Origin of the sequence: Parasphingorhabdus sp. SCSIO 66989, assembly GCF_032852305.1 — a bacterium.
In the GTDB taxonomy this organism is placed as follows: Bacteria; Pseudomonadota; Alphaproteobacteria; order Sphingomonadales; family Sphingomonadaceae; genus Alterisphingorhabdus; species Alterisphingorhabdus coralli.
Window position 1 is genome coordinate 1,508,693 of record NZ_CP136594.1, and the last position, 16,135, is coordinate 1,524,827.

Below are 16,135 nucleotides of genomic sequence, written 5' to 3' on the forward strand. Positions count from 1 at the left end.
GCTGAACTTGTTTCAGTATCTCAGGCAACAGGCTCCGCATTTTGTGGCATAAGACCCTGAAACTAGTTCAGGGTGACGAACATTCAGGGTCCAGTCCATGGCCAAACTCTACTTCTACTATTCCTCAATGAATGCCGGCAAGTCGACCACTTTGTTGCAGGCGGCGTTCAACTATGAGGAGCGCGGCATGGAGACGATGTTGTGGACCGCCGGGCTGGATAATCGCAGCGGCAAAGGGATTATCGGCTCGCGCATCGGCCTTGAACGCGAAGCGCACTGTTTTGAGGACGATACCGATTTGCTCGCCGCCATTGGTGACGAACACGCCGACCGTCCGCTGAACTGTGTGCTGATCGATGAAGCGCAATTTCTTTCCAAGGCGCAGGTGTTTCAACTGGCGCGGGTTTGTGATGAGCTGAAAATCCCGGTTCTCGCCTATGGCCTGCGCACCGATTTTCAGGCCGAGCTGTTCCCGGGCAGCGCGCAATTGCTTGCGATTGCGGATGCGTTGGTGGAATTGAAGGCCATCTGCTTTTGCGGTGCCAAGGCGACGATGAACATGCGGGTTGATGCCGACGGCAACCCGGTGCGCGCAGGCGCGCAGACAGAGATAGGCGGCAATGACCGCTATATCGCGCTGTGCCGCAAGCATTATATGGAGTTTATGGCTGATGGCTGAAGCCAGTCCGCATGGCTGGATCATCCTCGACAAGCCGCTGGAACTGGGCTCGACCCAGGCGGTGGGTGCGGTGAAGCGCAATTTTCGCGAGGCCGGGATCAAGGTCTCCGGCAAGGGCGGCGGCGTCACCAAGGTGGGGCATGGCGGCACACTCGACCCGCTGGCCACCGGGGTCTTGCCGATTGCGCTGGGCGAGGCGACCAAGCTCAGCGGGCGGATGCTCGATGCGGCGAAGATGTATGACTTTACCATTTGCTTTGGTACCGAGACCGATACACTGGATGCGGAAGGTGCGGTGGTGGCGGAGAGTGATGTCCGTCCGACCTTGGCAGACGTTGAGGCGGTGCTGCAGCGCTTTACCGGGCCGATAGAGCAGGTGCCGCCCACCTATTCGGCGCTCAAAGTCGATGGCCAGCGGGCCTATGATCGTGCACGGGCTGGCGAGCAGGTCCAGATGAAGGCGCGGGCCGTGACTATTCATGCCTTAACTCCCCTCCCCTTCAGGGGAGGGGAGTTGGCCGGTGAGGTTGGGTCGAAACACCCCCCGGGTGTTTCTAAATCATCCTGGGAGGATGATTTACCCAACAGCACTGGCCAACTGGGTGGGGGCGTTCCACAAGCGCTGCATCCGATTGATAGCCCCCACCCCAACCCCTCCCCTGAAGGGGAGGGGCTTAATGAAATCACCCTTACCGCCCATGTGTCCAAGGGCACTTATATCCGCTCGCTTGCCCGCGATATTGCGCGCGCCGTGAACACCGTAGGCCATGTCACCATGCTCAGACGGACAAAGGCAGGGCCTTTTACGCTGGAACATGCGATTTCGCTGGACAAGCTCAATGAAATCGGTAAAGGCGCGCCACTTGAAGACATAATCTTGCCATTTGAGGCAGGGCTGGACGGCATCCCGGCTCTTTCCCTCACCCCCGATCAGGCAAGGCGGGTCCAGCAGGGCCAGGTCGTGACCGGGATTGCCAGTGATGACGGCGAATATTGGGTGCATGGCGGCGATTTGGTCCCGCTGGCGCTGGTTTCGCTGGAAGCCTCAGAGCTTCGTGTCATCCGTGGCTTTAATATCAATGCATGATGCTCGAGGAATGAAACATGTCGATTACTGCGGAACGCAAACAGGAACTGATCAAGGAACATGCCCGTGAAGACGGCGATACCGGTTCTCCCGAAGTCCAGATCGCAATCCTGACCGAGCGTATCAACACGCTCACCGAACATTTCAAATCGCACCATAAGGATAATCACTCGCGTCGCGGCCTGCTGATGATGGTCAACAAGCGTCGCTCGCTGCTCGATTATCTGCGCGGCAAGGATGCGCAACGCTATACCGACCTGATTGGGAAATTGGGTCTTCGTAAATGACGCAAATGTTCGGCCCGCCACTGGCGGGCCGATTTATATTTGCGTCATCCCTGCGAAAGCAGGGATCCAGAGCCACAAGCACAGTTCTTTGTAGCTCTGGGCTCCTGCCTTCGCAGGAGCACATGAAATAAGGACCAGTCCCGCAATTCGGTGGGGTGGTCAGGGGTAATCAGAAACACACCCCAAACCGCGCGGTGCCGGACAGCATCGCAACCAAAGAGGCCCCGCCGACATTAGGGTCGCGCGGGTTTAGAAGGAAAATCTATGTTTGATGTGAAAACTGTATCTCTGGAATGGGGCGGAAAAACCCTCACTCTGGAAACGGGCCGTATTGCCCGTCAGGCCGATGGTGCCGTGCTGGCGACCTATGGCGAAACCGTTGTTCTGTGTGCAGTAACGGCTGCACAATCGGTCAAGGAAGGGCAGGACTTCTTCCCGCTGACCGTCCACTATCAGGAAAAATTCTCTGCTGCCGGCCGTATCCCCGGTGGCTTTTTCAAGCGTGAGCGCGGTGCGACCGAGAAGGAAACGCTGACCAGCCGGTTGATCGACCGTCCGATCCGTCCGCTCTTCCCTGAAGGTTTCTACAACGAAATCAACTGTATCTGCCAGGTGCTCAGCTTCGACGGTGAGACCGAGGCCGATATCGTGGCGATGATCGCAGCGTCTGCGGCGCTGACCATTTCCGGTGTGCCGTTTATGGGCCCGATCGGTGCAGCGCGTGTTGGCTTTATCGATGGCGAATATGTCCTCAATCCGAAGCAGGAAACCGCTCTGGAAGACGGTCGTCTCGATCTGGTTGTTGCCGCTACGCAAGACGCGGTGATGATGGTCGAGTCCGAAGCCAAGGAACTGACCGAAGACGAGATGCTCGGCGCGGTTCTGTTTGCGCATAACGAAATCAAGACCGTTGTCGGCGCGATCATCGATCTGGCTGAACAGGCTGCCAAAGAGCCTTGGGAACTGGATCAGGTTGAAGATAAGGCCGCTCGCATGGACGAGCTGCGTGGTCTGATCGGCGATGATCTGGCTGCGGCTTACAAGATCACCGACAAGCAGGCGCGTCAGGATGCGATCAACGTCGCGCGTGAGAAAGCGCGTGAGCATTTTGAAGCGCTGAAGGAAGAAGACCCGGCGGAATATCTCGGTGTCCTCAAGCTGGTGAAGAAGCTCGAAGCCAGCATCGTTCGCGGCGCTATCCTGAAAGACGGTCAGCGTATTGATGGTCGTAAGACCAACGAAGTGCGTCCGATTGATTCCATGGTCGGCTTCCTGCCGCGTACCCATGGTTCCGCGCTGTTCACCCGTGGCGAGACGCAGGCAATCTGCACCACGACTTTGGGCACCAAGGATGCCGAGCAGATGATCGACGGTCTCGATGGTCTCACCTATAGCAATTTCATGCTGCACTATAACTTCCCGCCTTACTCGGTCGGTGAAGTCGGTCGCTTCGGCGCGCCGGGCCGTCGTGAGATCGGTCATGGCAAGCTGGCATGGCGGGCGCTGCATCCGGTTCTGCCCGATGCTGAGGAATTCCCGTACACCATCCGCATCTTGTCAGACATTACCGAGTCCAACGGTTCGTCCTCGATGGCAACCATTTGTGGCGGCTGTCTGTCGATGATGGATGCCGGTGTTCCGATCGAGCGTCCGGTTTCCGGCATCGCCATGGGTCTGATCCTTGAAGGCGATGAATTTGCGGTTCTTTCCGATATTCTCGGTGATGAAGATCATCTCGGCGATATGGACTTCAAGGTGGCCGGTACCGAAAACGGCATCACCACCATGCAGATGGATATCAAGATTGCCGGTATCACCGAGGAAATCTTCAAGACCGCGCTCAACCAGGCCAAGGAAGGCCGGGCGCACATTCTGGGTGAGATGACCAAAGCTCTTGGCGCCTCGCGCACCGAAATGTCGCAGCACGCACCGCGTATCGAAACGATGCAGATCGACAAATCGAAGATCCGCGACGTTATCGGCACCGGCGGCAAGGTGATCCGCGAGATCGTCGCCGAAACCGGCGCCAAGGTCGATATCGACGATGAAGGTCTGATCAAGATTTCCTCGTCCGACGGCGCACAGATCGATGCTGCCAAGGCATGGATTGAAGGCATTGTCGAGGAAGCCGAAGTCGGCAAAATCTACACCGGCAAGGTCGTCAATCTGGTTGATTTCGGCGCGTTCGTGAACTTCATGGGCGGCAAGGACGGGCTGGTGCACGTTTCCGAAATCAAGAATGAGCGTGTCGAGAAGGTCTCTGACGAGCTGTCCGAGGGGCAGGAAGTCAAGGTCAAGGTTCTCGAGATCGACCAGCGCGGCAAGGTCCGCCTGTCGATGCGCGTTGTTGATCAGGAAACCGGTGAAGAGCTGGAAGACACCCGCCCGCCCCGCGAAAACAAGCGCGGTGGTCGTGGCCCACGTCGCGACGGTGACGGCGGTGGTCGCGGACGTGGCCGAGGCCGTGGACGTGGTCGCGGCGGTGATAATGAAGGCGGTGACAAGGACGGCAGCGATGCGCCGCTGCCCGACTTCATCAAGGGTGATGAGGACTGATCCTCAAGGCCTTATAGAATATGCGAAAGGCCGCTGGAGCAATCCGGCGGCCTTTTTTATTTTGGCGCGATGCCGAAATATATTCAGCTTTGACTCATCCCGAAATTGCGACACTATGGCCATCGTCAGGGGGTGAGATGATGCATCGGATTCTTCGCAAAGGCACGGCTTTAACTTCGGCAATTCTGGCGCTTGCGGGTTTTGTGGCATCGCTCAGCGTGGAGGCGGTTTATCAACCGGCAAAAGCCAGTTCCGACAGCAGCTGCTATCCCGATTGGAGCCTGGCCAATCCCGGTCAGATATGTGCCAATAATGCGATTATCGCGCCGGGCAATGATACCCGGGTGAACCTTTTCCTGCTTTTGTCTGATCGCAACATCGCTGACGATGATCTCAGCAGCTATCCAGAGCCGCTCTGGTATCAGGAATTTGGCGAGGTCTATTTCAACTGGCGACAGATCAGGCGCATGGGAAAGCAGGATAGCCCGCAGCCGGATAACCCCTTTTGGGGCAGTCGCTGCGCCAGCTTTGTTGGCGGCACCGCCGATTTTCAGGCGGCGCTTGAGCAAGCGAAAAAGGTGAGCGCAGCGGATCGCGCGACGCTTTCAGAAGCACGCTTGTCCCTCTACGCGTTGTGCGAATTGCAAACCGGGTCCAGCCGACGCCGCTGGAATGATGCCAGCGGCCAGCCAAGCCCTGTTTTTGAGCCGATTGGTGCCAAACTATCCGGGCGCAGGGCCGGGGAGTATCTTGCCTATCTCAATGGTGCCGGGGCCTTTTACAGTGGCGCTTTTGACGAAGCGAAGCGGAGTTTTTCGCGGCTGGCGTCCGCCAAAGACCCGTGGGTGAAAGAGGCGTCGCGCTATATGCTGGGGCGTGTGCCGGTGAACAGCGCCCAGGCTAATGCGCTCGATAAATGGGGCTATTTCAATCCTGAAGCTGCCAATGTTGCCGATGCCCGTGCATCGGTGACAGCATTTCAATCCTATCTGCGCGATTATCCGCAAGGGCGCTATGCCGCATCGGCCAAAGGTCTGATCCGGCGCGGTTTCTGGCTCGCCGGTGATTTTGATGCGTTGGCGGGCCTTTATGGCGAATGGCTGCTGACCGCGCCCAATATGGACGAGCGCAGACGCGCGATTGAGGAGACTGATAATATGTTGCTGGCGCTGGATTATCGCGAAACCGAGGCACGCGGTGGCGATGGCTATTCACCGCTGCTGCAGGCCATCCATTTGCTGCGGCTGATGCGCTATCGCGAAGAGCGGCTGGAGCGCTCGGCGATTACCGGTAAGCGCGATGCATTTGAAGGCGCGCAGCCACTCTATGAATTTGTCCTCGCCAATTATGACTTTTATGTCGCCAGGGATTATCGCTCGGTGCTGGAGCTTATCCCCGATGCGGCGCGGCAACCGGATTTCTCTTATCTCGAATTCTCGCGCCAGGCCTTGCGCGGGCAGGCGCTGGCGATGCTCAAAGATCCCAATGAAGGTGGTTTCTGGCGCGATATGCTGGGTGGGAGCAAGGCCCGCTATCAGCGCGCTGCGGTCGAGCTGGGGCTGGCCAGTTTTTATGAACGTAATGGCCAACTGGACGCTGTGTTTGCCGCGGACTCGCCAATAACGAAGCCGCTGATCCGCAAGCGCTTGCTGGCCATGGTCGCAGGTGCGGATACATTGCGTGCCATTGCCGATAATGGCGAGCGTCCAAAAAATGAACGCGATCTGGCCTTGTTCACCTTGCTCTACAAGCAGTTAAGCCGTGGCTATTATGCTGCCTTTGCCCGCGATGTCGGCCGGGTTGGTGAGGATGCGGATAAGGAGATTTATGGTTTATGGGGTATGACCTATAGCGAAACCATCCCTGTCGGATTGTTTACCAAGGGCCGTAGCTCTGAAAATATTGACTGCCCGCAGCTGAAGCAGATCGCACAGACACTGGCCAATCGCCCGCGCGATTATCGGGCGCGGCTTTGCTTGGGTGATTTCTTCCGGCGCAATGGCTTTGATGATTTCTCGCTGTCGGGACCAAGCCATTGGCGCGCGCATAAGGATGCGGCTGACTATCCGGCTTTGGGGCAGTCCGCCAATCTGTTCCCGGGTGAGGCGAAAGGGCGGCAGGCGATCTATCAGGACATTATCGCCGACCGCGCCGCCCCGGCGCAGTGGCGCAGCTATGCGCTATATCGCGCCATTCGCTGCTACGCCCCGGCCAACAGCAACAGTTGCGGCGGGCAAGCCGTTCCCGAGAGCCAGCGCAAATCCTGGTTTCAGGAATTGAAACGCCGATATCCGCGCAGCAAATGGGCCAAAGATCTGCAATATTATTGGTGATGCGACGGTGGGCTGCGTCTTTAGTGCTGGCTATGGCCAGCGCGCTGCTATTACTGTCCTGCGAACAAGCTCCGCAGATAAATGTTGCGCCCCAAACAGTCGAAGCCGCAGACCATAAAGCCTTTTGGCTTTGGGCAGGCGTTGAGCCGCAACCGGTGCTGGATCAGGCGGAGACCGTCTACATTCTCGACAGCGAATTGCGTCGAGGCGACACCGCTCTGACGCAGTTACGCCCGGCGGTGCCTTCGATCCATGACGCCGATATCTGGATGGTGGTTCGGGTCGAGACGCTGGCTTGGAGTGAAGCGACGCATCAACAGCTACAACAACGTCTCAGCTTATGGGCGCGGCAGAATCGGCTGATTGGTTTGCAGATCGACTTTGATGCGGCGACTGATGGACTGGAAAACTATGCCCGTTTTCTAGCGGATTTGCGACAGCGCCTCCCCAATAATCTGCAACTCAGTATCACCGGGCTGATGGACTGGAGCGCACAGGGCGACCCGGCGGCATTGGCGGCTTTGGGCGAGAGCGTCGATGATATCGTGATCCAGACGTATCAGGGCCGTGAAACCATTGACGGCTATGAAAACTATCTCGCGCGGTTGGCCCGGCTCGATATGCCCTATCGCATCGGGCTGGTGCAGAATGGCGAGTGGCGCGAGCCAGCAGACTTGCGCGATGATCCCTTTTTTCAGGGTTATGTCGTGTTTCTGGTCAATCCAGAGCCATAGCCACAAATTCAGCCCCGGTTTAGCTGCGCTGCGCTAAGGCGCACCGATAATGGCCGCAATGCATCTGCCAAAGCACAATAAATTCTTGGCGGAGCGGCGATGAAGGGATATGGCGAGCTCATGAAGACGATGACAAAGATACTGGCCTCTGCCGCGCTGATTTCGGTTCTTTCGGCATGTGGCGGCGGCGGTGGTGGCCGTGATATTGATACCAGCTATGTCGCGCGCGATGTAAACACCCTGTACCTCGCGGCCAAAAACCGCATGGACCGCAACCAGTATCAGCTCTCTGCCGCTTTGTTTGACGAAGTGGAGCGCCAGCATCCCTATTCGCCATGGGCACGCCGCGCCAAGTTAATGGGGGCCTATGGCTATTATCTGGCGCAGGATTACAACAAGGCGATCCAGTCATCGCAAAGCTTCTTGTCGATCCATCCGGGTAACAAGGACGCGCCTTACGCCTATTATCTGATCGCCATGAGCTATTATGAGCAGATCAGCGACGTCACCCGTGACCAGCGAATCACCGAATTGGCGCTGGCGTCTTTGGGTGAGGTTATCCGCCGCTACCCCGACAGCAAATATGCCGCCGACGCGGTGCTCAAGGTCGATCTGGTGAATGACCATCTGGCCGGCAAGGAAATGGAAATCGGCCGCTTCTACCAACGCGACTCGCGCTGGCTGGCGGCGACATTGCGCTTCCAGACCGTGGTGGAGCGCTATCAGACTACCAGCCATACGCCCGAAGCGCTCTATCGCCTGACAGAGAGCTATTATGCGCTTGGTATTCCCGATGAGGCGAAGAAGTCTGCCGCCGTTTTGGGCGCCAATTATCCCGGCTCAAAATGGTATGAAAAAGCCTATAAAATGATCGACAAATATGGCGATGCCCGCAAGGATAAGAGCTAACGCCGTCAACCTGATTTTCGGAGTCTAGAGTCGATCTCATTTACATTGAGTCGTCATTGCGAGGAGCGAAGCGACGCGGCAATCCAGAGCAAGTGCGTGTTGCCCTGGATTGCTTCGCTACGCTCGCAATGACGTATTTCAAACTAAGTGAGAAACAGGCTAACCCGCGCAAGCGGAACCAAATCTCTTTCATTTAATCACGCAAAGACGCGAAGCCGCAAAGAAGGTTTGTCTTTGTGCAACCTCTTCGCGTCTTTGCGTGAGACCATTGCAATTTCTCCGCTTGCGCGGAGTTTCCGATTTACCTTTTATACGTTCAATAGCATCCGCAGACCGACTTGATATTTCTCCTTAGCAAGTGGCGCCTGACGCGCTAAGGCAGGGCCATGCTGGCAAGTCTGTCGATCCGTGATCTGGTGATTATCGAGGCACTGGAACTCAATTTCGCATCCGGTCTGGGTGTGCTCACCGGTGAGACGGGCGCGGGCAAATCGATATTGCTGGACGCATTGGGGCTGGTCCTCGGCGCGCGTGCCGATAGCGGGCTGGTGCGTGCGGGATCAGAAAAGGCAAGGGTAACAGCGGGTTTTGAGATCGCGCTCGATAAAGGCCCGTTGGCTGATCTGCTGGCCGATAATGATATCGAGGTGGAACCGGGCGAGCCGCTGATTATCCGCCGTCAGGTCAAGGCCGATGGCGGCAGCCGCGCGCATATCAATGATCAGCCGGTGTCCGCCGCACTGCTGCGCGAAGTGGCGGCACATTTGGTGGAAATCCATGGCCAGCATGATGATCGCGGCCTGATCAATCCCGCCGGGCATCGGCAGTTGCTCGACAGCTTTGCCAAAGCCGATACCGCATCGGTTGCGGCGGCCTATGCCGATTGGCGTGCAGCCGCGGCGGCTTTGAAACAGGCGCGTGCAGAGATGGCCGAGGCCGAACGCGACCGCGATTTTCTGCAGCATAGCCTCGAGGAATTGCGCCAGTTCGCGCCCGAAGCTGGCGAAGAGGAAGCGCTGGCGCTGGAACGCGCGACGATGCAGAAGGGCGAGAAGCTCTCAGAAAGCCTGTCCGAAATCACCGCCATGCTGGAAGGCTCGGACAGCCCTTTGGCGGCGTTGCGCAGCCTGACCCGCAAGCTCGACCGTATTGCGCCTGACCACGAAATGCTGGCCGAGGCGCTGTCCGCACTCGACCGCGCCTTAATTGAGGCAGTGGAAGGTGAGGAGAAGCTGGCAGCGGCACAGGATGCGTTACTATTCGATCCGGAGCGGCTCGACGATATCGAAACACGGCTGTTTGCACTGCGGGCACTGGCGCGTAAGCATGACGTTGCTGGTGATGATCTGCCCGCACTAATGCAAAAGATGGAAGCGCAATGGGCGGCGCTGGAAAGCGGCAGCGGCAATCTGGCAGTGCTGGAATCGGAATGCGCCAAGGCGCGTGAGGCCTATGTCACTGCAGCCAAGGCGCTGCATCAGGCGCGGATTGATGCGGGAGAAAGCCTCGACAGCGCCGTAGCCAATGAGCTTAAGCCCTTGAAGCTGGACGCTGCGCGCTTCCAAACCGCGATCAGCGAATTGCCCGAAGAACGCTGGGGGCCCAATGGCATCAGCGCGGTCGAGTTTCTGATCTCGACCAATCCCGGCAGCGATTTTGCGCCGCTGATGAAAATCGCCAGCGGCGGCGAGTTGTCACGCTTCATACTCGCGCTGAAAGTGGCGCTGGCCGAGCAGGGCGGCGCGGCGACGATGATCTTCGACGAAATAGACCGCGGCGTCGGCGGCGCGGTGGCCTCTGCGATTGGCGAGCGCCTGTCGCGTCTGTCGCGCCAGACACAATTGCTGGTCGTCACCCACAGTCCGCAAGTCGCCGCCAAGGGCGACCATCATCTGCTGATCAGTAAATCCTCTGACGGCACCGTGGCGCGCACCAATGTCCAGGCGCTGGATGCGGCGACCAGGCAGGAAGAGATAGCGCGCATGCTGTCCGGGGCTGAGGTCACTCAAGAGGCCAGGGCGCAGGCGGATCGGTTATTGGAGCGGGTGTGACATAATAAAGCCCCTCCTCTTCAGAGGAGGGGTTGGGGTGGTGGCGAGGCGAAGCTGAGCTCGCGCCAGCGAATTCTTGACTTGTGGCAACACCACCCCGCTGCGACTAAAGCTCGCTGCGCTCGCTAAGTCTCACTGCCCCTCCTCTAAAGAGGAGGGGAGTATGGAACGAGATAATGATTGACCGCAAAACCCTACTCAAACGCGCCAAGGAAATGCGGAATAACCCGACGGAGCCGGAAAAGCGGCTTTGGCGCAATCTTTCAAACTCTCAACTGAACGGCCATAAGTTTCGCAGACAGGCAATAATCGAAAACTCTATCGTTGATTTTCTCTGTCCATCCAAGAAGCTGGTGATTGAAGTCGATGGTGATACGCATGATCCAGCTAACGATGCGAAAAGAGATGCGCATCTAGCGACTATGGATTATCGCGTTGTCCGGTTCACCAATGCCGAGGTTATGCAGAATATGGATGGTGTGTTGGAAGATATTGTGTGCGTCTTGAGAGAGTCTCCTGATCGCTGGGGACTCCACCACCCCAACCCCTCCTCTAAAGAGGGGGGGCGATAATGACCGAACTTTCAACCCTCTCCGAAGCCGATGCCGCCAATGAACTGATGCGGCTGGCCAAGGCGATTGCGCATCACAACAAACTCTACCATGCTGAGGACTCACCGGAAATATCCGACGCTGAATATGATGCGCTGGTGAAGCGCAACACCGCGCTGGAAGAGGCATTTCCGCATCTGGTGCGTGAGGATAGCCCGAGCAAACAGGTCGGCGCTGCGGTGGCGACGTCGCCGCTGTCCAAAGTCACCCATGCCAAGCGCTTGTACAGTCTCGATAATGGCTTTTCCGATGAGGATATCGCCGACTGGCTGGCCCGGGTGCGGCGTTATCTCAATCTCGCCGAGGATGCGCCGGTAGCGGTGACGGCGGAGGACAAGATTGACGGCCTGTCCTGCTCGTTGCGCTATGAAAAGGGCGAGCTGGTGCTGGCGGCAACGCGTGGTGATGGCCTGGTGGGGGAGGATGTAACCGCCAATGTGCGGACGATAGCGGAGATACCGCAAACTCTCTCTCCCCTCCCCTTTAGGGGAGGGGTCGGGGGTGGGGGTGTTCAACAAGCGCCAGGCCAAGACGATAGCCCCCACCCCAACCCCTCCCCTAAAGGGGAGGGGCTTTATGAAATTCCCGACATCTTCGAGATCCGTGGTGAAATCTATATGGCGAAAGAGGATTTCACCGCGCTCAACGAGCGGCAGGAAGCGGCGGGCGAGAAGGTCTTTGCCAATCCTCGCAATGCTGCTGCTGGTTCATTACGCCAGAAAGACCCAAGCGTCACCGCATCGCGTCCGCTAAAATTCTGGGCCCATGGTTGGGGTGAGGCGAGCACCGTTCCCGGCGAGACCCAGATGCAGGTGATACAGGCAATCCAGAGCTGGGGCGTGCCGGTCTCGCCTTTGCTTAAACGCTTCGAAACCCTGAAAGACCTACTCGCGCATTATCGCAGCATTGAGACGCAACGCGCTGAATTGCCTTATGATATTGACGGTGTGGTCTACAAAGTGGACCGGCTCGACTGGCAGGAGCGGCTGGGTTTTGTCGCCAAGGCACCGCGCTGGGCGCTGGCGCATAAATTCCCTGCCGAGCGCGCCGAGACAACGCTGGAAGCCATCGATATTCAGGTCGGTCGCACCGGCAAGCTGACGCCGGTCGGGCGACTGACGCCGGTCACGGTCGGCGGTGTGGTCGTCTCCAATGTCACGCTGCATAATCGCGATGAGATTGCGCGGCTGGATCTCCGCCCCGGTGATCGCGTGGTGGTCCAACGCGCTGGCGATGTGATCCCGCAGGTGGTAGAGAACGCCACGCTAAGGGACGTGGATAGCAGTCAGAAGGACATGAATGGCAACCGAAAGGACGCCACTGACAGCTATATATTCCCCGATCGCTGCCCCGAATGTGGCTCGGAAGCGGTGGCTGAAGAAGGTGAAGTCGATGTTCGCTGCACCGGTGGTCTGATCTGCCCGGCCCAGCGTTTCCAGCGACTGGTGCATTTTGTGTCACGCGGCGCGCTCGATATTGATGGACTGGGCGAGAAGAGCATTGAGGAATTTATCGGCTATGGCTGGCTCGCCAGCCCGGCGGATATTTTTCGGCTGAAAACCCATCGCGAGGCGCTGCTGGCGAAAGATGGCTGGCAGGACAAGTCTGTGGATAATCTGTTGGCAGCGGTGGAAAACAAACGCGCGCCCGATGCGGCGCGGCTGCTGTTCGGCCTTGGCATCCGCCATATCGGCGCGACAACATCGCGTGACTTAATCCGTAATTTCAGAAACATGGGCGCGATAGCCGATATTGGTCATAAGATCGCTGAAGGCGATGAAGAGGCGATTGCCGAGGTTATGGCGATTGACGGCATCGGCCCGACAGTAGCGCGCGCCCTGGGCGATTTCTTCCATGAACCGCATAATGTTGCCGCCTGGGATGATCTGATGGATGAGGTGTCACCGCCCGACTTTGTCGATGATCGCAAGCAGACCGAATGGACCGGCAAAACGATCGTCTTTACCGGCAAGCTGGAAACCATGAGCCGCGATGAAGCCAAGGCCCAGGCCGAGCGTCTCGGCGCCAAGGCGGCGGGCAGTGTCTCGGCTAAGACCGATCTGCTGGTAGCGGGGCCGGGCGCCGGTTCCAAGCTCAAAAAAGCGCAGGAACTGGGAATAAAGACCACGGATGAAGCCGGCTGGGCGGAGATTGTTGCGGCGGCGGATTAAATAGCCCTCTCCCCTTCAGGGGAGAGGGAAGAGCCGCGCAGCGGCGAAGGAAGAGGGGGTGTTCCATCGGCGCAGTGCAAGCTGACAGTCCCCTCCCTTAATCCCTCCCCTGAAGGGGAGGGAGACTGGCGTTGGAAGTATCCAACTGATTACCCAACAAACTCAGCATTCCCTATGGCTCATAGGTGTGAACTTCGTGAACTTTGGCTACTCGCCTTCCTCAGGAAACCAGCGCATCACGCCGTTTTCCATTGGGGTCCATAGCCCCGCTGTAACACCGATCTTTGAGAGCGTGTCGCTGGTCCAGTTGTTGCAGCTATAGAGCAACGAGTAGCTGCCCATTGCCGGATAGAACAGGTCGGTCTGGCCATATCCCGCGATTGGCTCTGGCCGCTCGCTATCGATCAGGGCGAACTTGGCTTTCAGGAGCTCTATCAACTGCGCATATTGTTCCTCGGAGATGATCACGCTGCGGCTAAAGGGGCCGTCGCTGATCCGCTGATAATGATAGATATGCATCAGGGTCTCATCGCTGCCAAAGGCTGCGCCGAGCAGCGGGCCAAGCTTTACATCCTCCCAGCGTTCGGTCTCCAGATAGAAAGTCCGCTCGCCCCAACTGAACGAGAGATAGCGCCCCTGTCGCGATGGATCGGATAGGTCTGAAGGGGGCAGGAAATCGGCCCAGTCATGCGCTTCATGGACACGCGGCACGATGATCGCGGTGTGCACGCCATTGGTCTCGACGAAGATTTCGACGCCGCTTTCCGGCTCGCGCCATTGGGAGTTGGTACCGATCAGCCCGCCCATGGTCGCGGCGGCATAGAAGAGTCCACAGGCCAGCAGGAGCCAGGCAAGTGTCTTGGCCATTAGTCGGCCAAAGGTTGCAATCAGGCTCAGACCACCGGCCTTTTGCGCAGCCATAAGATGCTCCACTCGCCATCGACAATCTTGTGCGCCAGCCGCAGGCCCTGTCGGCGATAGGCGCGCAGCACGTCCTCTGCCTGATGGTTCATCAATCCGGCCAGGACCAGATTGCCTTGGGGCGACAGGCCTGCGGCAATATCTTCAGACAGCGCGATCAAGGGCGCGGCGAGGATATTGGCGACGATCAGTTGATAGGGCGCTCGCGCCTGAATCAGCAGATCATCCATGCCATCTGCGGCGATGGCGGCAATCTCGCCCTGCCGCATCCCGCTTTTCAGACCATTGGCGATGATATTCTCGCCCATCACCTCGACCGAAACCGGATCAATGTCCGTCGCAGTGATATAGGCGCGCGGCCAGAGATGTTCGGCGGCAAAGGCGAGCAGGCCGGTGCCGCTGCCGAGATCGAGAATGGTGTCGGCCCGCGCGCCGCTGCGGCGGATATGGTCGAGCATGGCGAGGCACCCGGCGGTGGTCTCATGATGGCCGGTGCCAAAGGCCTGACCGGCACCGATGCGGATATTGTAGACGCCCGGCTCGCTCGATGACGCATGATCGGGGGTATGCACATGAAAGCGACCGGCGCGTATTGGCTCAAGCCCCTGCTGGCTCACCGTCACCCAGTCTTCTTCGGGCAGCTCTTCCAGCTCTGGTTCCCCGTCGCTCTTCGGCACAAGCGTTGCGACCTGTTTCAGCATTGCCTTATCGGGCTTGTCATCGCAGTAAATCTCGATCAGCCATTGAGTATCATCATCACCATCGGCGCGGCGCGTCACCAGTGTCGGCGCGATGTCCTGTGCGCCGGGCAGGAAGTCTTCCATATCCAGCGCTTCGGCTTCGGCGCGGGTGCAGGGCAGGGTGATTTTCCAGCTATTGCTCATCATCCAATTCCAAATATACGTTGGGCATTGCCGCCGAGAAACAGCGCTTTTGCTTCATCATCCAGCCCCAGCGTATCCAGTCCGGCCAGCGCTTTTGCTGCGGTCATCATCGGATAGTTGGTGCCGAACATGATTTTATGCCGCCCATGGCCCTGCATATAACGCACCAACTCAGGCGGATAGCGGCTGGCGGTATAGGCTGAGGTGTCGATAAACACATTCTCATGCTTGGTGGCCACGGCAATGGCCTCTTCGGTCCACGGATAGCCGATATGCCCGGCGACGATCTTCAATTCGGGGAAATCCAGCGCCACCTGATCGAGATAAAGCGGTCGTCCCGGCTCTGACGGCATAAGCGGACCCGTATGCCCGATCTGGGTACAAAAGGGCACGCCCAGCTCGCAGCACAGCGCATAGATGGGATAGAAGCGCCGGTCGGTCGGCGGGACTTCCCAAAGCCAGGGGATGATACGCACGCCCTTAAAGCCCAGCTCGGTAACAGCGCGACTGATTTCGCGGATCGCGTCCATCGGCTTGGCATAGTCGCCTCCTGCAATGCCGAGCAGCTTGCCATTGGAAGCGGTGACAAATTCCGCGACCTCGTCATTGGAGATCAACACATTGTGCGGCGCATACCAGGCGTTGGTGAGCATCACATCGACTCCGGCCTGATCCAGACTGGCGAGGGTTGTTTCTATCGGAATTGCCTTTTCCGGCGCTGGCTCCTTAGTCCAGCGGCGCAGGGAATCAAAGACCGGATCCTGCGAGTGGCGCAGTGTCGGATGTTGGCCCCAGGCATCGATAATCATGCGGCTTTCCCTAGTTGAGTGGGAGCTCGGTACTTTTTGATATGCTCACCCTCTCCGTTCGTCTCGAGCGTAGTCGAGAGACCTCGCGGTTCGCTGGCCTGTG

Annotated in this window: 13 protein-coding genes; 10 read left to right on the forward strand and 3 right to left on the reverse strand. The window is 58.2% G+C overall.

Annotated elements, in window-relative coordinates:
* Nucleotides 1–97 precede the first annotated feature (97 nt).
* From RB602_RS07170 to ligA, 10 genes are all read left to right on the forward strand, one after another.
* Nucleotides 98–679, forward strand: a complete 582-nt coding sequence (locus tag RB602_RS07170) for a thymidine kinase (RefSeq protein WP_317084221.1) — start codon at nucleotides 98–100, stop codon at nucleotides 677–679.
* Nucleotides 672–1,766 (forward strand): tRNA pseudouridine(55) synthase TruB, encoded by a 1,095-nt coding sequence (gene truB / locus RB602_RS07175; RefSeq protein ID WP_317084223.1) that lies wholly within the window; start codon nucleotides 672–674, stop codon nucleotides 1,764–1,766. The genes RB602_RS07170 and truB overlap by 8 nt, the downstream gene beginning before the upstream one ends.
* A 17-nt stretch (nucleotides 1,767–1,783) precedes the next feature.
* Nucleotides 1,784–2,053 (forward strand): 30S ribosomal protein S15, encoded by a 270-nt coding sequence (rpsO, locus tag RB602_RS07180; RefSeq protein ID WP_317084225.1) that lies wholly within the window; start codon nucleotides 1,784–1,786, stop codon nucleotides 2,051–2,053.
* 264 nt (nucleotides 2,054–2,317) lie between these two features.
* Entirely contained in the window at nucleotides 2,318–4,609 is a 2,292-nt protein-coding gene (gene pnp, locus RB602_RS07185) for a polyribonucleotide nucleotidyltransferase (RefSeq protein WP_317084227.1), read from the forward strand.
* A gap of 137 nt (nucleotides 4,610–4,746) precedes the next feature.
* Complete coding sequence (locus tag RB602_RS07190) at nucleotides 4,747–6,942, forward strand: PA5441 family protein (protein ID WP_317084229.1); 2,196 nt, start codon at nucleotides 4,747–4,749, stop codon at nucleotides 6,940–6,942.
* 32 nt (nucleotides 6,943–6,974) lie between these two features.
* Entirely contained in the window at nucleotides 6,975–7,676 is a 702-nt protein-coding gene (locus tag RB602_RS07195) for a DUF3142 domain-containing protein (RefSeq protein WP_317084231.1), read from the forward strand.
* Nucleotides 7,677–7,796: 120 nt separating this feature from the next.
* A complete protein-coding gene (locus RB602_RS07200) occupies nucleotides 7,797–8,585 on the forward strand; it encodes an outer membrane protein assembly factor BamD (RefSeq protein ID WP_317084233.1) in 789 nt (262 codons plus the stop codon).
* A 386-nt stretch (nucleotides 8,586–8,971) separates the two neighbouring features.
* Entirely contained in the window at nucleotides 8,972–10,636 is a 1,665-nt protein-coding gene (gene recN, locus RB602_RS07205; RefSeq protein WP_317084235.1) for a DNA repair protein RecN, read from the forward strand.
* Between the two features lie 176 nt (nucleotides 10,637–10,812).
* Nucleotides 10,813–11,208: an endonuclease domain-containing protein gene (locus RB602_RS07210; protein WP_317084236.1), complete on the forward strand. Its 396-nt coding sequence runs from the start codon at nucleotides 10,813–10,815 to the stop codon at nucleotides 11,206–11,208.
* A complete protein-coding gene (gene ligA / locus RB602_RS07215; protein WP_317084238.1) occupies nucleotides 11,208–13,418 on the forward strand; it encodes an NAD-dependent DNA ligase LigA in 2,211 nt (736 codons plus the stop codon). The genes RB602_RS07210 and ligA overlap by 1 nt, the downstream gene beginning before the upstream one ends.
* A gap of 207 nt (nucleotides 13,419–13,625) precedes the next feature.
* On the opposite strand, the gene RB602_RS07220 is transcribed toward ligA, so the two are convergent.
* From RB602_RS07220 to RB602_RS07230, 3 genes are read right to left on the reverse strand one after another with little or no spacing between them, the layout of a single operon-like run.
* The gene (locus RB602_RS07220; RefSeq protein ID WP_317084240.1) at nucleotides 13,626–14,339 is read right to left on the reverse strand and encodes a TIGR02117 family protein; all 714 of its coding nucleotides are present in this window, start codon (nucleotides 14,337–14,339) and stop codon (nucleotides 13,626–13,628) included.
* Entirely contained in the window at nucleotides 14,312–15,226 is a 915-nt protein-coding gene (locus RB602_RS07225; RefSeq protein WP_317084242.1) for a 50S ribosomal protein L11 methyltransferase, read from the reverse strand. Before RB602_RS07225 ends, RB602_RS07220 begins: the two co-directional genes overlap by 28 nt.
* Nucleotides 15,223–16,032, reverse strand: a complete 810-nt coding sequence (locus RB602_RS07230; protein WP_317084243.1) for an amidohydrolase family protein — start codon at nucleotides 16,030–16,032, stop codon at nucleotides 15,223–15,225. Before RB602_RS07230 ends, RB602_RS07225 begins: the two co-directional genes overlap by 4 nt.
* Nucleotides 16,033–16,135 lie beyond the last annotated feature (103 nt).